General features: G+C 51.0%; 16 protein-coding genes. 1 reads left to right on the top strand and 15 read right to left on the bottom strand.

Annotated elements, in window-relative coordinates:
• Positions 1–295: 295 nt before the first annotated feature.
• From J1779_RS08240 to J1779_RS08195, 10 genes are all read right to left on the bottom strand, one after another.
• Complete coding sequence (locus J1779_RS08240) at positions 296–2,008, bottom strand: ABC transporter ATP-binding protein (RefSeq protein ID WP_217203528.1); 1,713 nt, start codon at positions 2,006–2,008, stop codon at positions 296–298.
• 104 nt (positions 2,009–2,112) lie between these two features.
• Positions 2,113–2,418: a hypothetical protein gene (locus J1779_RS08235; RefSeq protein ID WP_122095163.1), complete on the bottom strand. Its 306-nt coding sequence runs from the start codon at positions 2,416–2,418 to the stop codon at positions 2,113–2,115.
• A gap of 14 nt (positions 2,419–2,432) precedes the next feature.
• On the bottom strand, positions 2,433–2,957 hold the full coding sequence (locus J1779_RS08230; RefSeq protein ID WP_217203527.1) for a hypothetical protein: 525 nt from the start codon (positions 2,955–2,957) through the stop codon (positions 2,433–2,435).
• Positions 2,958–3,116: 159 nt separating this feature from the next.
• Positions 3,117–3,854: a fimbria/pilus periplasmic chaperone gene (locus tag J1779_RS08225; protein WP_217203526.1), complete on the bottom strand. Its 738-nt coding sequence runs from the start codon at positions 3,852–3,854 to the stop codon at positions 3,117–3,119.
• A complete protein-coding gene (gene stbD, locus J1779_RS08220; RefSeq protein ID WP_217203525.1) occupies positions 3,820–5,151 on the bottom strand; it encodes a fimbrial usher protein StbD in 1,332 nt (443 codons plus the stop codon). Before stbD ends, J1779_RS08225 begins: the two co-directional genes overlap by 35 nt.
• A gap of 17 nt (positions 5,152–5,168) precedes the next feature.
• Positions 5,169–7,727, bottom strand: coding sequence for a fimbrial outer membrane usher protein (locus J1779_RS08215; RefSeq protein ID WP_217203538.1), 2,559 nt, complete (start codon positions 7,725–7,727; stop codon positions 5,169–5,171).
• Positions 7,711–8,466, bottom strand: coding sequence for a fimbria/pilus periplasmic chaperone (locus tag J1779_RS08210; protein WP_217203524.1), 756 nt, complete (start codon positions 8,464–8,466; stop codon positions 7,711–7,713). The genes J1779_RS08215 and J1779_RS08210 overlap by 17 nt, the downstream gene beginning before the upstream one ends.
• Before the next feature lie 108 nt (positions 8,467–8,574).
• Positions 8,575–9,129: a fimbrial protein gene (locus tag J1779_RS08205; protein WP_217203523.1), complete on the bottom strand. Its 555-nt coding sequence runs from the start codon at positions 9,127–9,129 to the stop codon at positions 8,575–8,577.
• A 703-nt stretch (positions 9,130–9,832) separates the two neighbouring features.
• On the bottom strand, positions 9,833–11,362 hold the full coding sequence (locus J1779_RS08200; RefSeq protein WP_217203522.1) for an EAL domain-containing protein: 1,530 nt from the start codon (positions 11,360–11,362) through the stop codon (positions 9,833–9,835).
• A gap of 21 nt (positions 11,363–11,383) precedes the next feature.
• Entirely contained in the window at positions 11,384–12,049 is a 666-nt protein-coding gene (locus J1779_RS08195) for a helix-turn-helix domain-containing protein (RefSeq protein WP_217203521.1), read from the bottom strand.
• 96 nt (positions 12,050–12,145) lie between these two features.
• On the opposite strand from J1779_RS08195, the gene J1779_RS08190 reads away from it, so the two are divergent.
• Positions 12,146–12,463, top strand: a complete 318-nt coding sequence (locus J1779_RS08190) for a hypothetical protein (RefSeq protein WP_217203520.1) — start codon at positions 12,146–12,148, stop codon at positions 12,461–12,463.
• Here J1779_RS08190 and J1779_RS08185 read toward each other — a convergent pair.
• The 5 genes from J1779_RS08185 to J1779_RS08165 all read right to left on the bottom strand — a co-directional run bounded on the left by J1779_RS08185 (position 12,454) and on the right by J1779_RS08165 (position 19,483).
• Positions 12,454–12,693: a hypothetical protein gene (locus J1779_RS08185; RefSeq protein ID WP_056770162.1), complete on the bottom strand. Its 240-nt coding sequence runs from the start codon at positions 12,691–12,693 to the stop codon at positions 12,454–12,456. The two genes, J1779_RS08190 and J1779_RS08185, sit on opposite strands and share 10 nt — an antisense overlap.
• 95 nt (positions 12,694–12,788) lie before the next feature.
• Positions 12,789–13,469: a respiratory nitrate reductase subunit gamma gene (narI, locus tag J1779_RS08180; RefSeq protein WP_056770158.1), complete on the bottom strand. Its 681-nt coding sequence runs from the start codon at positions 13,467–13,469 to the stop codon at positions 12,789–12,791.
• Positions 13,462–14,187 (bottom strand): nitrate reductase molybdenum cofactor assembly chaperone, encoded by a 726-nt coding sequence (narJ, locus tag J1779_RS08175; protein ID WP_136377557.1) that lies wholly within the window; start codon positions 14,185–14,187, stop codon positions 13,462–13,464. Before narJ ends, narI begins: the two co-directional genes overlap by 8 nt.
• A complete protein-coding gene (gene narH / locus J1779_RS08170) occupies positions 14,184–15,722 on the bottom strand; it encodes a nitrate reductase subunit beta (RefSeq protein WP_122095145.1) in 1,539 nt (512 codons plus the stop codon). Before narH ends, narJ begins: the two co-directional genes overlap by 4 nt.
• Complete coding sequence (locus J1779_RS08165; RefSeq protein WP_217203519.1) at positions 15,719–19,483, bottom strand: nitrate reductase subunit alpha; 3,765 nt, start codon at positions 19,481–19,483, stop codon at positions 15,719–15,721. Before J1779_RS08165 ends, narH begins: the two co-directional genes overlap by 4 nt.
• Positions 19,484–19,516: the final 33 nt, after the last annotated feature.

The raw sequence follows: 19,516 nt of genomic DNA, 5'->3' as shown, positions 1-19,516 counted from the left end.
GAATTTTGTACTACTCAATTTTTTGGCCTTTAGGATTTTTAATAAAGGCGCTGATTAAATTAAAACCAAATTTAAGATAAATATAATTACGCGGGTGATTAAATTGAACGAACTCGCCTATTTCTAAATGACCGTCTGGGTTATTTTATATTCAAAACGGGCTTTTGTTTAAAATGGCGATATGAGAACACAGAGAGTTGCATGGAGGTTTGGGCGTTTTTCGGGGAGAATTTTTTGGTGAAGTGGCGGTGAATCCTCCACTTCAGCCCTCCCCGTGAGAGGAGGGCGTCAGGAATCAACGGAACTGTGCGGCGTGAAGCTGGGCGTAGCGCCCCTGGAGTGAGAGCAGAGATTCATGCGTGCCCTGCTCGACGATCCCTTCTTTATCTACCACCACAATACGGTCTGCATTCTGGATGGTCGCCAGACGGTGAGCGATAACCAGCGTGGTACGCCCCTGAGAGAGTTCAGCCAGTGATTGCTGGATGGCCTGTTCGGTGGCGGTATCCAGCGCTGACGTTGCTTCATCAAGGATCAGGATCGGCGGATTCTTCAGGAAAATGCGCGCAATCGACAGCCGCTGCTTCTGGCCGCCGGAGAGTTTGACGCCACGTTCTCCGATCACCGTGTCCATTCCCAGCGGTAACGCCCCGATGACTTCATCTAAACGCGCCCGGCTGGCGGCCAGGCGGATCTCCTCTTCGCTGGCATCGAGCTTGCCGTACGCAATGTTCTCGCGGATTGTGCCGCCAAACAGGAAGACGTCCTGCTGCACAATGCCGATGTTATGGCGCAGCGAGGTTTGCGTCATGTCGCGGATATCGATGCCATCGATGGTGATGCTGCCGCTGTCCAGCTCATAAAAGCGGGGCAACAGCGAGCACAGCGTGGTTTTCCCCGCGCCGGACGGCCCGACAAACGCCAGCGTCTCTCCTGCATTAATAGAAAGCGTGATGCCATTGAGGATTTTTCCGGCGGGCGTGTAGCCAAAGGTCACGTTGTCGTAATGAATGTCACCACGCAGATGGCTGACGTTCTGCGCGCCGGGGCGATCGACGATATCCGGGGCAGTATCGATAAGTTGCGTAAAGCGTTTAAAACCGGCAATGCCTTTCGGATAGCTTTCCAGTACCGAACTGATTTTCGCCACCGGACGGAAGAACACTTCCACCAGCAACAGGAACCCGACAAATCCGCCGTAGGTCAGCTGATCGTTAATCACATACCAGGTGCCGGCGATCATCACGATGATCTGCACCAGGCGGGTACTGAGATAACTCAGCGTCAGGCTGGCCGTCATGATTTTGTAGGCTTTCAGCTTGGTGATGCGGTAGTTGTTGTTATCCGACGCGAACAGCTTTTGTTCGTGCTCTTCATTGGCAAACGCTTTCACCACCCGGATGCCACCAATGCTTTCTTCTATACGTGCGTTGAAATTACCCACCATCCCAAACAGCCGCCGCCAGGTGTCTGTCATCTGCGCGCCGTAACGGCTGACCATCCAGGTCATGGCCGGAACAATAATGATGGTCATCAGCGCCAGCTGCACATGCACGGTCGCCATCAGAATGAACGCGCCGATAAAGGTCATCACCGCGATAAACACATCTTCCGGGCCGTGGTGGGCGATCTCCCCCACCTCTTCCAGATCTTTGGTGACGTGAGTGATGATGTGCCCGGTTTTGGTATTGTCGTAATAACGGAAAGAGAGTTTCTGTAAATGGCTGAACGCCTGACGACGCATGTCAGTTTCAATCCCGACGCCCAGCGCGTGACCCCAGTAGTTCACTATCGCCATCAGCAAGGTGTTAATCACATAAATCATCAGCAAGCCGACGGTTGCACCGATGATCAGCACCCAGTCATGAGCAGGCAAAAGTTTGTCGATAAAGGTTTTGATCGCCATCGGGAAGCCCAGCTCCAGCAGCCCGGCCAGAATGGCGCATCCGAAATCGAGGAAGAACAGCTTTTTATAAGGAACGTAATAAGAGAAGAAACGGCGGAGCATCAGGCATCCTCATAGAATCGGCCCGCAGCGGGCAAGTCCGTCAGTCTAAATGAAAATAGTTATCGATAAAGATAATTTTAGACTTGCCCGCCTGAAGACCGTTTTCACAGAAGTTTGCGTACGCCGCTCAGAATCACGGTAAACGCCGCGTTAAGCGCCTGCCAGGCGATCTCCGTCGTGATCGCTTCATAGGTGGTCAGCACTGCCACAAAGGTGGATTTTTGTGTCGCCAGCAAAGACTCATATTCCCCCGAGCGGAAATCGCTTTTGCCTTTTTCAATCTCCCATGTCACCTGTAACAGGGCTTCAATCTGCGGAACGGCACTGTTTGCCACCGTATTCCAGTTTGCCCCCAGTGAAGCTTTTGCCGCCGCAATGGCACTGTCTTTTACATCAAAAATATCACTCATCTTTATCACCTTTATTATTTATTCGCTGTGCCTGTGCCATTTTTTAATACCAGCTGATACGTCAGCATTGACTGTAAAATCACGTTGACCTGTTTACGCTGGATATTGATATATGCCGGAGAGTCTTGTTGCGAACAATGCTGCCTTTTATAACGGACCTGATAGAAGATATTTCGCAGACCAAACATCTGCTGATCAATCGCAGGGTTGTTATTTAAGGTTTTGGTGCGTGATTCAATCAGTGTTAAATCCGTTTCCGCGGAATTAAAAAACTGACTGTCAGGTTCTGAAGGAGCGGATATCAGCGAAAGTGCCTGCCCTGCCGCCACGGGCGCGGCCTGACAGGCCACCACCGGGGTAACAGGCGGTGGATTATCCGACATTGCCTGCGCGGTCCAGGCAACAAACTGCCGGTCAGCTTTTAGCTGAAAATCGGTGATTTGATTATCTAATGTGGGATCGTATTGATGTGTAGAACACCCGGCCATTGTCATCACGATAATACACATCGCGACGCGGGCTTTAATGATTGAGTTCAAAATGCCTCTCCTGTGACTGATTCAGAGGGCGGACAGTATTCCATTGTCCGTGCCATCAAAAATTAGTCACAAGAGAGGGGCGACGCAATCAACCGGTTAATCATTTTCAATAAAATGATAAGGCCATTTTTATCATTGGAATAAAAAAGGCGTGGGTGATTATTTTAATTTCTGGCTGCCCTGCCACCGCGTGCCATTATCATTGATAACGTCATACTCCACTTTATCCGCCAGGGTTTTATCTGCCGTAATTTCCACCCGCTCTGAAGTGAACGGCGCCACCATCACACCGGGTAACGCCGTCTTTCCCGAGCGAAGGGAAGAAAGCGTCAGGTGCCACGGCGTCGGATTTTGTATCAACAGTGTTTTATTGCCCGACTCACGGTCGATGCTGAACTGCAATTTTTGCGCATCATTTTCCTGCAATTCACCGATTTTTTCCGGCCTGACAAACACTTTCATGCGGATTTTTAATGGCAGTACGATCTTTTTCTCACCTGTATGCTGTGTTTCGGTATTTGGCGGGATCTGATAGATATTCAGCCAGTAAATACTTTCACGGTCCTGCGGCAGACTTCCTGCTGACACCAGCAGCAGGCGAATATTGCGGATCTCCCCCGGTTTCATTTTGAATACCGGCGGGTTAATCACAACCGGCGTATGTAACTGATCCGGGCTGACGGTCGGGTCACCGTTGTCAGTCCACACCTGCACGACCACCGGTTCTTTCTCGGAATTCACTAATGACAGTGATTCGGCGATGCTTCCCGAGTTGAACACCACACGGGTCTTTTCCGCATTAACCACCGCGCTGGCGTGAAACGCCGTGCAACAGAGCATAATGCTCGCCGCAACGGTGACTTTATTGAAAACTGACCACCACTTGTAACTGCGCATTGACGCTCCCCGCCGTAACTGTTTCGCCACTGATTGCCTCCAGAGACGCCGTAAAATTTCCGGTGTAGGTTGTGACACCGTCCGTTGAATCGCCCTGACTGGTGGTCAGATCTTTATAGGCGTACCAGCCGCCCGCATTTCCGGTCGTCGCCGTTTTACTCGAAAGCAGGTTTAATGCATTACCACTTTCATCATAGATACGAATTCCCACCCCTGAAGCGACACCTGAACTGCCGTAATGAGTGTCCAGTAAATGAGTTAGCCCGCTGGTTGTGGTCAGACCCAGAGTTGTCGCGGCGGTGACCGCTGTTGACTGATTGACTAAGAAACCCATCGCAACATTTGAGGATGAGGTCGATGACTGGCTCACACTGGAAACAGCCCCATCTTCACAACTCAGACTTATGTCAAAAGTGTTTTGACTTGATTCTCCGCTATTAAGTAAAACAGTGGATATTGTGGGTAGCAGAACGACCGTCGGATAATCCTTGACCAAACACATCGCACCTTTAACAATGGTGACATCATTATAAAGCGCAATTTGACCCGGCCAGTTTGGTGACCATCCGGCATAGTTATTACCTTCTAAGTTACCCTCAACTAATGCGTTCATTCCAGGCCCTACAAAAGTAATAAAACCGGACGCCATATTGTTGGCCCAAGTGTAATAACTTCGAGATGCTGCAGCCGCACTGTTTGTATAGACGGTGGAAGCCGTTTTGAATACTTCTACAAAAACATCGCTGAATGCACTCGCAGGTATATAGATTGACGTACTGTCAGTGATATATTCGTCTTCTGTTATTTCCCGCTTCTGCCAGTAACCGTTGAAATAATTACCTGTTTTTAAATTGGTCAATCTTATTGCCAGACCATTGTAATAGGTATGGTATGCGCCTTCGATATCACTCGTTTCATTCAGACCGGCGAGTGCAGAATAGGATTGCGTGGCATAAAATTCATAAAGTGAACCTGCATCGGCTAAGGCACATTTATAAAGAATTTGATTTGCCGTGAACGCAGTGCTTGCCGCTGCTGTAAGAAAATTGGCCGTCGAGCTGGCCAGTAATGTTCCGGCAGGCATAAAACTGTCGCCTGAACTCATAGAGATAACCGATGGTAAACCAATATTACCACCCGTGCCGCGGCTCGTGCCCACCCAGCTTGTTGCTGTATAACCCGCGGCAATAATCTCACTAGATAATGCTGAAGTACTGGTGACCTTTGAACAAGTTGCATGAGATACAACAGGGAGCATAAGCATCAGTGAAGTTATAAGACCTTTTACACTAGACATTTTTCTTAACCCTAATATTAAATTCGACAATGCAGCGTCAGCTGTAAAAATTCATTATCATCACTCTCTGGTAACTGATAATTAATCCGGCACTGCTCTGACTTTTCCTTACCCCATGAAACAAACAGCACGCCGGAACGATCATTAATACGAGCATAGATCTGCCCGGCCTGACCGACCATGCCTATATTATTTCCGTCTTTATCGGTAACGTCCGCGCCCATCGGGATCGTTTGATCGCCATCGAGCGTAGTGTTAATTAATACCTGTTTACCCGAGACGGTTTCAAAATTAACCTGAACAATGGCACCGGAATAAGGCACGACCTGCTGACTTCCGCCCTGAATATCCACTTTTGAGTTTAATCCCTTTGGATCCAAACTCACGGTATTATATTGATAAGGCGATAGCGACGGCATAATAGCGTAACCAAAACTGTCTATTTTCGCGCCCTGCCCGTTCTTAATCTCTGCCCCTTTGGCGCCTTTGGCTTTGACCAGCGCAAAGGTATCGCTGACATAAGGTCCATAGGTCACACCGCCAGAATGAATAAGCAGCGTACCCGACGTGCCAAATCCATACTGTTTATAACCGGTGCCCTGGGAATAAGATCCCCGGAACGTTCCTTTGGAGGTATTTTGTTGCAGTGACCCACCCCAGGTCATTTCATTACCGTTTTCCTGGTAATTTTCTACACCGCTGTATACAGAATAAGATGAATTACTCTTCTCACCTAAGCTTCCCGATACGCTGGTGGTTGCGGACTCAGAGCTTTTATTTTTCGCCACGTTGAATGCCACGTTAGAACGTGAACTTCCCCAATCCAGCGGCATTGAGAAACCGATGGAAATAGTATTCTCGGTATACTTCTGGCGATTTGTCGTATCTTCCGGTTCGCTATAAAAATTATTGCGGGTGGTATAACTGGTTCTTTGCCTGCCCACGTTGACGTTATAACTGATTCTTTTGTAGCTGTTGCTGTATCCCAGCTGTAACTGAGTGATACGTGAATTATTGCTGTAGTAATCCGATGTGCTGGCATTGAGTGACAGTGAGCCAAAACTGTCAAAGCCCTGCGCAATCGTGGCACTGAACTGATTTTTCTGGTTCAGGGTATCGGAATAATAGTTTGTCGTACTTTCCGCAGCCCTTCTTACGCCCAGCACATCCTGCAAATCACGAAAACCTTTTGTTGAATAGCGATAAGCCGCCAGGGTCAGACTGGTTCCCGTGGTAAAGGTTTTGCTGTAACTGGCTTCTGCACGCCAACCCGACTGGGTTTTATTATTTTCAGCGATGGCATGTGAATACGTGGTGTTAAGCCCTATCGCGCCAAACTGCGTCGCCATCACACCGCCAAGCAAATAAGCTTCATAGTCTTTCGCCAGCCGCACACCCGCATTACCGGTAAAACGATTATTGAGCCCGCGCTGAATAACCCCTTCCACGAACTCATTATCTACATTGTAATAATTGCGCACCTTGCCGAGGGCAAACTCGTAATTCCACATACCAGGCCGGATAGAGTCTGGCACGGCAGAATACGGGACAGTGAAAGTTGACGTCTGCCCGTTCGCCTCAATAATCTGCACCTGCAAATCACCCTGCCCACGGGTGTTGCTCAAATCATCAATGACGAACGGTCCCGGTGACACCACCGTTTCATAAATGGTTTTGCCTAGCTGGCTGACCACAACGCGGGCCGTGGTGCTGGCAACACCCCGCACTTCGGGCGCATAGCCACGCTTGCCCTGCGGCATCATTCGGGTATCGGTGGCGAGTTTGACGCCATTATAAGACAAGCTGCCAAAGAGGCTGCTGTTGGTATAGCTGTCGCCCAATGTAACGACTGAATCAAGCGATGCCAGTGGCCGTTGCGCATAGGTGCGTATGCTGCTCAGCTTATGCCGGGTGCGGCCATTGGTTTCGTTATATGTCAGGCTTGACTGGTTCCTCAGTTGCCATAAGCCGATGTTGGTACCGTTGTTCAGTCCGCTCCAGAAGTTTCTGGTGGTGTATCCGCCGGTGTTTTTGGTTTCATAATAATTGGTGTTGTGTTTAATGAATAAACCCAATGTACCGCTGTCCCATTGCGAGACGGGAATATACCCGCGTGGCTGACGGTACAGTGAGGCCTGCGGAATGAGCAATTTCAGGTGCTGCGTTGATTGTTCAAACTCCCATGAAGAGCCTTTAGAAAGCGCAGCAAAACTGACACACTGGTCATTAACAGGCAGCAACGAAACCGCATCGGCTTTAAGTTGAATAATTTTAATCTGGTCTGCATTCAAACAGGGTTGTGCATTTTGACCATCAGCCTTATCTCTGAAGTTAATTTCAACATTCTCTTTGACCAGTTTATTATTAACATACAGATCGACGCGGTAAACGCCGGCATCCAGCACTGGCTCTTTTTCATTTAATTTAGCCAGATTGACTGCAACGCCCGAACCCTCAAGCAAACCCGGATCAAAATAGAATTCTTCAGCCATCGCCGCCGAAAAATACGTCGATGCAATACATAATGTTAAAAATGAAACAGAAGGAACAAAAGCTTTATTACGGATTGATACCATATTCATAACTCACAATCGCTCCCTGATCGTTGACATACTCAATGACAGCAGTGTCATTTTTCATTATCTGCATTTTTTTGAATTCCACATTCCCTTGCGAGAACGGCGCGAGCATATCGGCAGGCCGTGAATAAATCTTATTTTTATTTTTTATCTTCACACTGGCAATTGACAGATAAAACGGTGAATTGTTTTTAATCTGCAACGTGGTTCCGGCAGCCTTTACTGAAGAGGTAACACTAATATGTTCAGTTAACTGTCCGATTTTTTGCGCAATCTCTGCCGGGCGATAAAATACCTTAATACGGTTTTTCAGCATCACCAGCATTTTGTTTTTTTGCTGACTGTCTTCTCCGGCAGCATTCACCGGCGGAATTTGCAGAAAATTAAAATAGAATAGTGATTCGCGATCATGCGGTAAGTTTTTCTGGCCAGTATATGAAATCCTCAAAACCTGCCCGTTATTTGATGCGATTTTAAATATTGCCGGTGAGGCAATAAATGGCGCTTTGCCGGTTACCGGGGTTGATTCATTGTCACCGTCATCCAGCCAGGTCTGAACAACGTAGGGAAAGAGATCTTTATTGCTGAATTCAACGTTCATGGACGGCGCATCGGAGGGATAAATTATCCGGCTACCCATCATAGTGACGCTGGAAAATGCGAATGCAGGTAAAAATAACGACACCGCCAGCATTGTATTTAAAATTTTATTAACTCTTTTTTTGCTACACGACATTGATATTACTCTTATCATTAATATTACGATGTGATTAAAGAAGACATTCTCACTGGAATAAAAATAAGATGGCAGTCTGTCTGCCATCTTATAATCGGTGATGTTTACTTAGAGGTAGCTCACTGCATACTCAACGGAACCCGCAACAGTTCCCGCCTCTGCTGCACCGGTGGCATAATAACGAACGCTATATGTCGCGCTGGAAGACGTTTCCCCTGCCTCGATGGCAAGTTCATTATTGGTACTGGTCCAGGTTGAACTCAGGTCAATAGGCTGGTTTGCTGAGTCAACTAACTGAAGATTAACGTTAGTCGCCGTACCGGTATTTGAAAGCGTTCCAAGGTTCGCCGTATCCACCAGATTGCCAGAGAATACCGCATTGACGTTGGTGACGGTTTCAGCAGTAGAACAACCGGACAGCGCCAGTTCAAAGGTCGTAGCCCCGGCAACATTTCCCAGAGCAGTCAAAGCAGAAGTGGAAACCGTAGGTAATAACACCACCGGCGCTGAATCACTGTTTACAGTTACGGCACATGTTTGCGTGGAAACTTCACCCTGAAATGAAATGGTATTATTAGAAACAGCTGACGCCGTCATTGAAAAAGCTGCTACCAATGCACCACAAGCCACTACAATTTTCTTATTCACGTTTTGTCTCTCCATTAGATTAATTTCCTTCTGACGCAACTGACCTTCAGCCGTTCAATCAGAGTGGATAATCATAATGTCGTGACAAATTTTGGTAAACAATCACATCAAAAACAGATAAAACAGTGAATTATTCCATTTCTAACCACGTTAACATCACTTTTGTGCTGAAATTGATATAAATACAAAAACCACTCAGAGAAATAATCTGCAATTTTTGACAATGTTTTGTTACCAGGTGCGAGATTTACATATCCTTAACTAGGAATATTCTCACTGCAATTAAACGCGGGATAATCTCACGGGTTATTTAACGCAGGTTAAATGGCAGGTTTGAATATTATTTATTCATTCCATCGCTAAATTTCCGATATAAATTATTCACTCAGACAAACACCTGGGTAATGTTATGTCATCAATTCGTAAATATTGATTTGGCACATAAACAATGCGCGATGACTTTTGGCTCCCGCTGATCCTCATCAGGTTGTGCTACTGATGCCTGGAACAAAAAGACGTGGTTTGCACTGATTAGCCCGCACAGAGGAATGCAGACGATTTTATCGAAGGAACTGCCAACAAGTGTTCATCACATCGCGAAGGTGTATGGCACGCGGATGAAGTTTGAGAGGGTAAAAATTGAAGGGATAAAGGGAATCAGCGGGTGCCGGTTAAAAGTCGGTTCAGGGGCTGCCAGCCCCTGTCCGTCGGGTTCAGATCAGAGTTTTTCCACTTCCACCGGCCTGCCATATAACCAACCCTGTCCGACCACGGTCGGCGAATGGCTCAGTAAGAAATCAGCCTGGGGCTGCTCTTCAATCCCTTCCACGATGATGGTTGCGCCGGTGTGAGTGAGCATTTCGAGCATCATTTTTAGCATGTTGAAGCTGACCGATTCTGTGCCGATGGCATCGGTGAATATCTTGTCTATTTTAATAAAATCAAAGGATAACTTGCTCAGATAATCCAGATTGGAATAACCGGTACCAAAGTCATCCAGCGCAATCCGGTAGCCGTACTCTCTCAGCCTGACCAGCGCGTCTTTCAGCACCCGGTGATCTGCCGTCGAACGCTCCGTGATCTCAAGTACAATTTGCTGACGTTCAACCCCCGCGTTGTCGAGTTCTTCTTCGAGAAACACTTTAAAGTCCGGATCTGTCACATCCGCCGTGGTGATATTAATACTCACGAACAGCGCTTTATTATGGCGCAGATGCGGCCCTATATCTTTCAGCGCGCGGGAGACGACAGAACGGGTCAGCGCTTTAATCTGATGAGTGGACTCAGCGAGTTTGATAAAAATATCAGGCGGGATATTGTCACCGTGGGTATCTTTCCAGCGGGCTAATGCTTCGTAGCCCATCACCTTGCCCGTCGACATCTCAATAAAGGGCTGAAAATTGATATAGATATCATCATGGCTGATCGCCATTTTGAGTTTATTCTGCATTGAACGGTTATTGCTGACGTATTGCACAAGTGCAAATGTAAACATGCCGCCGGCGACCAGACCGGCCAGAATAATAAAAACAATGGCGGTCACCGGCAGGGAGAAAATGCCAATCTGAGTATTTCTTGCCAATACGCAAATATCATATTTTTTGCTGCATTCGGTGAAAAAGGCCTGATGCGACCAGTCCATACGCCCCGGTTTGGTGGCGCCCTCCACCAATCCTGCCGTTTCTCCGAACAACCGGAACACGTGGTTGTGCTGGTGATTGGTCAGCACCGCACCAAATCCCTTGTATGGAACATAAATGTCGCGAAAAGCCGCCGGTGTGGGAAACAGCAGCACGTTTCTGGATTCCATCATATCGGCGGTAATGCGCGGATCGACAATGCCGCTGAATGACGTCCAGATGCGCTGCCCGTAAAGGGTCACCGCATCAGGCACAGACATGGTCACCGGCTCCGGCAAGCGGCCACGCATCGCCGTACATTTCAGCTGGTGGTCCTGGGTGTATCCAACATCCGAGATAAACACCGAGGTAAACGAAAGATAGCGAATTTCATCAAGAAATCTGTCACTGCAGGGCTCCAGCCGTAACGAATTGACATTACTGACAATATTGTGGGATTCATCAGCCACTTCCAGCCCGCGCGCCATGATATGTCGGGCGTAAGAAGCCAGATCGTCGCGGTCATACGCGGCGATAGCGAAATGGGTCATCACCAGAGTGAGTGCGGCCACCAAAACAGTGCTGAACAGAATGAACAGGGGTTGGCCAAAAGGTTTCGCGGTCTTCATTGTGTACCTGAATCTGAAAGGTTATTGGCCCGGTGAGTTCAAGGAGACGGGCGGATAGTCGCCAAATTTACTGCCGGCCAGCGCCATCAGCTGACTGAATGCCACATTGTTACTGACTTTCAGTTTTTTCATCATAGCGTGTTTTGTCCGGCTGATACGGCGATAGTCCGTTTTCATTTCTGTCGAGATAGTGGTAATACTCATTTGCTGGCTGAACATAATAAGCACCTGCCATTCGAAGTCGTTCAGCATACCGAAATCGTAATGACGTTTTCGGTCTTCATAAAAAAGAACGCTGACCATACTTTCGGCATTTAATATTTGAGCCGCAGAAGCACGGCAGCCCTCAACGCCTAATTGTTTCATATAAATCGCGTCAGCATTACTTTGGATCAGCAGAGCTGGAATTTCTATTTCTGTGTGAACAATAATATCTATTGCGGGAAACTGAGCTTTGAGTTTTCTGAGGAAATCCAGCCCCTGAATAATAGACGTATTGGCGTCATACACTTCGCTAAAAATGACATCGATCTTTCTTAATTCCAGCAAAGATTGCAGTGATAAAAAACTTGAAAGTGTGCCCTCAATAATAACCCCACCCTCTTCTCTTAAAATCTGCGACATCACATCGCTGACCATAGAAAGGGGTTCCATAATTGCCACTTTCTCTCTTCTTTTCCACGCCATCTTTATTCCTTACTTTGATGAAATCCTCGTTTTATTTTATCAATTGATTTTGGGATTTTTGATTTGGGAATATATTTTTAGATTAGGTCAATAATCATGAAAAAACCAGTATGGCCGTGGAATACTTCAGCTAATGTCAGGTATTTGTATTATTTCAGAATAAATCTCTGCCAGGATCCTGACAGAACAGTGAATACACAAAGTGGTAATAGTTTGGCAACTAAGAATAATCTCATTAAAATTAAACCGGAACCGGATGAACGCCGCGTGCGGCAGCATGTAGTGAAAGAGCCGGAGATTCTTAAGAGGCCCTGCGAGAGGCGCCTCTTAAGACCGGTTTGGGTGGCAACCCTGGGATTTGAAATTAAAGCTGAAGTTGAAGCTGAACGTAAACAAACAACAGATCAGATCTGACCTTTCTTCTTTTTATTACGGATCACCAGCCAGCTGATCCCGCCCATTACCGCACCCATAAAAATAAACCAGATGCCAAGCAGCAATTGCGGCGCCATTTCTCCCGGCGGGGTTTCAGGGCTGCCGACGATCAGGCCGTGGAGAGTGGCAACGATGCCGATCACCAGTAAAATCATGCTGTTGCGAAGTAAACGGCGGGCTACGGTCATTGGAGGTCTTGGAGTGGCCATTAATGCGTCCTTGAGCAATAAAAAAAGATAAGGGCGCATCATAGCGCCCTTCGTTTTTATGTCAAAACAGACAGTTCACAATCTGCTGAGGTCAATCAGCGACGATTGCGTACCAGCTGATAGCGGCGGGTGAGATATTCCACCGGTGCGCTCCAGATATGTACTAAACGGCAGAACGGGAACAGCAGGAATAATGTCATCCCCAGGACCAGATGCACGCGGAAGATAAAGGCCACGCCATCGAGATGCGCCGCCGCGCCGCCACGGAAGGTCACCACAGACTGCGCCCAGCCGACCAGTTTCATCATTTCGCTGCCGTCAGTATGCTGCGCGGAGAAAGGAATGGTGCTCAGCCCCAGCGCGCACTGGATCACCAGCAACGCGATGATCATGATGTCACCGAAGCTCGAGGTCGAGCGCACGCGTTCGTTGCTCAGGCGTCGCCACAGCAGCAGACCGCCGCCGATCAGCGTCAGCACGCCACAGGCGCCGCCTGCCCACATCGCCATTTGCTGTTTCACCGGCACCGGCAGGAAGGATTCATACATCCAGTGCGGGGTCAGCATCCCGAAGGCGTGACCCGCGATGATGCCAAGAATCCCCACATGAAACATCGGCGAGGCAATGCGCAGGATTTTCTTCTCAAGGATCTGGCTGGAACCGGCACGCCAGCTGTACTGACCGTAGTCGTAACGCAGCCAGCTGCCCACCAGGAAGACCGTGCCACACAGGTACGGGTAGATGTTAAAGAAGAAGTTATTGAGGAAGTCAGTCATTTGCGTGGTTCCCCGCAGGTAGGTCGTCAAGGTTCAGATACTGTGGCGCGACCGCGCCGGCAAAGCGTTTCTGGTGCGCGGCTTCTTCACCTGTCGCACAGCTTTGCTCACCGAGGAACTTGATTTGTTCCTCTTCCCATACCGCGTCCAGCGCCGCAGGTGTGTCGTCACGGGCTTCCTGTTTGATCCCGGCGCGCACGGTGTCGGTGGCGATATCACTGCCGGACAGCGCCAGCAGCAGATCAAACAGTTGCGCGTAGTGGCTGTCGCGTTCCTGCATACGGGCGCTCAGCAGCGCGAGGATGGGTGCGATATCACGCAGGCCGTCTCGCGCCTGCGTTTCATCACGTGTGGTCAGATATTCCAGATACAGCGGCAGATAATCCGGCAGCTCGCGGCTGTCGATCTCCAGACCGGCGGCGCGGTATTGCTCCATCAGGTCAACCATCGCCTGACCCCGATCGCGGGATTCGCCATGCACATGCTCGAACAGCAGTAACGAGGTGGCGCGACCACGATCGAACAACCCGGTGTACGCCGACTGCGCATCCAGCAGGTCCTGTTTGCAAAACGATGTGATGTACAGCGCCAGATCAAGGCGCTGTTGAGGGTCCAGTTCCGGGGAGTCGGTCACCGCTTCCAGCAGTTCGATCTGGTGTTCCCAGAGATCGGCTGAAGGATAATCGAGCAGTAATCCTGTGAGTCGTAAACTGTTCATTCGCCCTTCCTTTCCGTTTTCGCGCCGATGTCGATGGCGTCGATACGTTTACTGTTGAACAGGTTGAATTTGCTGTCGCTGCCGTGGCAACCGTCACCGAAGCTGAAACCGCAGCCTTTGGCTTCCGGGAAGGCTTCGCGAGCCTGTTCACGGTGGCTGGAAGGCACCACAAAACGGTCTTCGTAGTTGGCGATCGCCAGATAGCGGTACATTTCTTCCGCCTGCGCCGCAGACAATCCGACCTGTTCCAGCGCGCTGGTGTCGGTCACGCCGTCCACGGTTTCAGCGCGTTTGAAGTGGCGCATCGCCAGCATACGTTTCAGCGCCCGCAATACCGGTGCGGTGTCGCCCGCGGTCAGCAGGTTCGCCAGGTATTCCACCGGAATACGCAGGCTTTCGACGTCCGGCAGCACGCCGCTGTGCGGCAATGCCCCGGCGTCGGCGGCTGACTGAATCGGCGACAGCGGCGGCACGTACCAGACCATCGGCAGTGTGCGGTATTCCGGGTGCAGCGGCAGTGCCAGCTTCCATTCAATCGCCATTTTGTAGACCGGCGACTGACGCGCGGCGTCCATGACGGAAATCGGAATGCCGTCTTTTTCAGCCTGGGCAATCACTTCAGGATCGTTCGGATCGAGGAAGATGCTCATCTGGCTTTCGTACAAGTCTTTCTCGTTCTCAACCGATGCCGCTTCGGCGATACGGTCGGCGTCATACAGCACCACACCGAGATAACGGATGCGGCCGACGCAGGTTTCAGAACAGACCGTTGGCTGGCCCGCTTCGATGCGCGGATAACAGAAAATACATTTTTCTGATTTGCCGCTTTTCCAGTTGAAGTAGATTTTTTTGTACGGGCAGCCGGTCAGGCACATGCGCCAGCCGCGGCATTTGTCCTGGTCGATCAGCACGATGCCGTCTTCGCCGCGTTTATAAATCGCGCCGCTCGGACAGGTCGCCACGCACGCCGGGTTCAGGCAGTGTTCGCACAGACGCGGCAGGTACGCCATAAAGGTATTTTCGAACTCGCCGTACATCTCTTTCTGCATGTTGGCGAAGTTCTGATCGGCAGAACGTTTGCTGAACTCCGTGCCCAGATCGTCTTCCCAGTTCGGGCCGCCGACAATTTTCTTCATGCGTTTGCCGGTCAGCAGCGAACGCGGACGCGCCACCGGCTGATGTTTACCGTCTTTCGCGGTGTGCAGATGCTGATAATCAAAATCGAACGGTTCGTAGTAATCATCGATTTCCGGCATGTGCGGGTTAGCGAAGATTTTATGCAGCAGGTTGGCTTTGTTACCCATGCGCGGCTGCAGTTTGCCGTTGATTTTGCGGATCCAGCCGCCCTTCCATTTTTCCTGGTTTTCCCAGTCGTGCGGATAACCCAGACCCGGTTTGGTTTCCACGTTGTTAAACCACGCGTATTCCATCCCTTCGCGGCTGGTCCAGACGTTTTTACAGGTCACGGAACAGGTGTGGCAGCCAATGCATTTGTCGAGATTCAGCACCATGCCGACTTGTGAACGAATTTTCATTTGGCTTTCTCCTGTTTGACCGCGTCCTGCACGTAGTCGTTACCTTCGTCATCCAGCCAGTCGATGCGGTTCATTTTGCGCACAATCACGAATTCATCGCGGTTAGAACCGACGGTGCCGTAGTAGTTAAAGCCGTACGCCAGCTGGGCGTAGCCGCCGATCATGTGGGTTGGTTTCGGGCACACGCGGGTGACGGAGTTGTGAATACCGCCGCGCTGCTGGCTGATTTCCGAACCCGGAATGTTCACGATGCGTTCCTGTGCGTGGTACATCATGGTCATCCCCGCCGGTACGCGCTGGCTGACCACCGCACGGGCGCTCAGCGAGCCGTTGGCGTTGAAGGCTTCGATCCAGTCGTTGTCTTCGATACCCAGTTTTGTTGCATCGTCTTCACTCAGCCAGACAATCGGGCCGCCGCGACCTAAGGTCAGCATCAGCAGGTTGTCGCTGTAGGTGGAGTGAATGCCCCATTTCTGGTGCGGCGTCAGGAAGTTCAGCGCCATTTCAGGGTTGCCGTTCGGCTTCGCGTTTAGCAACGGCTGCGCGGCGCGGGTGTCGATTGGCGGACGGTACACCAGCAGGCTTTCACCGAAGGCGCGCATCCACGCGTGATCCTGATAAATCTGCTGACGGCCTGACAGCGTGCGCCACGGGATCAGCTCATGCACATTGGTGTAACAGGCGTTGTAAGACACGTGTTCATCTTCCAGACCAGACCAGGTCGGGCTGGAGATGATTTTGCGCGGTTGTGCCTGAATATCGCGGAAGCGGATTTTCTCGTCTTCTTTGTTCAGCGCCAGATGCGTATGGTCGCGGCCGGTGTTCTGGCTCAGCGCCGCCCAGGCTTTCACGGCCACCTGACCGTTGGTTTCCGGTGCCAGCGTCAGGATGACTTCCGCCGCATCAATCGCGGTGTTGATCATCGGCTGGCCTTTGGCGGTGCCGTCCGGTTTGGTGTAATTCAGTTTTTTCAGTAAATCGACTTCGCTGTCGGTATTCCAGCTGATGCCTTTACCGCCGTTACCGAGTTTTTCCAGCAACGGACCGACCGAGGTGAAGCGCTCGTAGGTGTTCGGATAGTCGCGTTCAACGGCCATCAGATGCGGTGCGGTACGCCCCGGGATCAGGTCGCATTCGCCTTTCTTCCAGTCTTCCACGCCAAACGGCTGCGCCAGCTCAGCGGCGGAATCGTGCTGAATAGGCATCGTGACCATGTCGGTTTCCACACCCAGATGACCGACGCAGACGCGGGAGAACTCTTTGGCGATACCTTTGTAGATTTCCCAGTCGCTTTTAGAATCCCAGGCCGGGTCAACGGCGGCTGACAGCGGATGAATAAACGGATGCATGTCCGAGGTATTCATGTCGTCTTTTTCGTACCAGGTGGCGGTTGGCAGCACGATGTCGGAATACAGACAGGTGCTGGACATACGGAAATCAAGCGTCACCACCAGATCCAGTTTGCCTTCGCCGCCCTGCGCCTGCCATTCGACTTCTTCCGGCATCACGCCGCCCTGAATACCGAGATCATCTCCCTGAATACCGTGTTCGGTGCCCAGCAGATATTTCAGCATGTACTCGTGGCCTTTACCGGAAGAACCCAGCAGGTTGGAGCGCCAGACGAACAGGTTACGCGGGAAGTTCTGCGGATTATCCGGCTGTTCGGCGGCAAAGCGCACGCTGCCGTCTTTCAGGGCTGCGACGGTGAAATCGGCAGGCGATAAGCCGACCGCTTTCGCCTGTTCCGCGATGTGCAGCGGGTTAACGTTGAGCTGCGGCGCAGACGGCAGCCAGCCCATACGCTCGGCGCGCACGTTGTAGTCGATCATGCTGCCGGTGAATTTGGATTTATCCGCCAGCGGGGACAACAGTTCCTGCGGCGCGACGGTTTCGTAACGCCACTGGCTGGAATGGTTGTAGAAGAACGAGGTGCTGTTCATCTGGCGCGGCGGACGCTGCCAGTCCAGACCAAACGCCAGCGGCTGCCAGCCGGTTTGCGGACGCAGTTTTTCCTGCCCGACGTAGTGTGCCCAACCGCCGCCGCTCTGGCCGACGCAACCACAGAAGATCAGCATGTTGATCAAACCGCGGTAGTTCATGTCGAGGTGATACCAGTGGTTCATCCCGGCACCGACGATGATCATCGAACGGCCATGGGTTTTGTTGGCGTTGTCGGCAAATTCATGGGCGATACGCGCAATATTCTGCTGAGAAACGCCGGTGATTTTTTCGGCCCAGGCTGGCGTGTAGGCTTTGATTTCGTCATAGCTTTGCGCACAGTTTTCGTCGTTCAGGCCGCGCTCAATGCCGTAGTTCGCCAGCGTCAGATCGTAAACGCTCGCCACCAGACCGGTGCTGCCGTCTGCCAGTTGCAGGCGTTTGACCGGCAGTTTGTGCATCAGGATTTCATCCAGCGCCACGCTGTTGAAATGCTCGCTGACCGCGCCGCCGAAGTACGGATACCCGACGTTGACCACGTCATCGTGATCGTCGAGCAGGCTCAGCTTCAGGCTGACGTCTTTATGATCTTTCCCTTCGCGGGATTCCAGATTCCACTGGCCTTTTTCGCCCCAGCGGTAACCGATAGAACCTAACGGTGACACCAGTTCGCCGGTGTTTTCGTCAAAGGCGATGGTTTTCCACTGCGGGTTATTTTCCTGACCCAGATTGTCCACCAGATCGGACGCACGCAGCATACGGCCTGCGGCATAGGAGCCGTCTTCGCGCGGTTCGAGCATCACCAGCATCGGCATGTCGGTGTAACGACGCACGTAGTCGGTGAAGTACTGGCTTGGGTTATCAATATGGAAGGATTTGAGGATCACATGGCCCATTGCCAGCGCCAGTGCGCTGTCGGTGCCTTGTTTCGGTGCCAGCCACTGATCGCAAATCTTGGCGATTTCGGCGTAATCCGGCGTTATGGCAACGGTTTTGGTGCCTTTGTAACGCACTTCGGTGAAGAAGTGGGCGTCCGGGGTGCGGGTCTGCGGAACGTTTGAACCCCAGGCGATAATATAAGAAGAGTTGTACCAGTCAGCGGATTCAGGGACGTCGGTCTGCTCGCCCCAGGTTTGCGGAGAAGCCGGTGGCAAATCGCAATACCAGTCGTAGAAGCTCAGACACACGCCGCCGATCAGCGACAGATAGCGCGCGCCGGAGGCGTAAGACACCATCGACATCGCCGGAATTGGCGAGAAACCGATAATGCGGTCCGGGCCGAAGGTTTTGGCGGTATAAACGTTGGACGCCGCAATCAGCTCATTCACTTCCTGCCAGCTTGAACGCACAAAGCCACCGCGACCGCGTGCGGCTTTATATTCTTTGGCTTTTTCCGGCTGATTGACGATCGAGCCCCAGGCATCGACCGGATCGCTGTATTGCAGTTTGGCTTCGCGCCATAACTGGATCAGCTTTTTGCGCATCAGCGGGTATTTCAGGCGGTTAGCACTGTAGAGATACCAGGAGTAGCTGGCGCCACGCGGGCAGCCACGCGGTTCGTGGTTTGGCAGATCAGGACGGGTGCGCGGGTAGTCAGTCTGCTGGGTTTCCCAGGTGACCAGACCGTTTTTAACGTAAATCTTCCAGCTACAGGAACCGGTGCAGTTCACACCGTGCGTGGAACGGACCACTTTGTCGTGCTGCCAGCGGCTACGGTAGCCGTCTTCCCAGTCACGGTTGGTATTCAGCGTCTGGCCGTGGCCGTCAGCGAAGGGTTCAGCTAGCTGTTTGAAATAGCGAAACCGGTCAAGAAACTTGCTCATCCGGGAATCTCCTGTGCAAAGGCCTGTGGCGCT

The organism is Rahnella rivi (genome assembly GCF_019049655.1).
Taxonomy (GTDB): Bacteria; Pseudomonadota; Gammaproteobacteria; order Enterobacterales; family Enterobacteriaceae; genus Rahnella; species Rahnella rivi.
The sequence above is the reverse complement of the archived record's forward strand: the minus strand, read 5'-3'. Positions and strand labels throughout refer to the sequence as shown.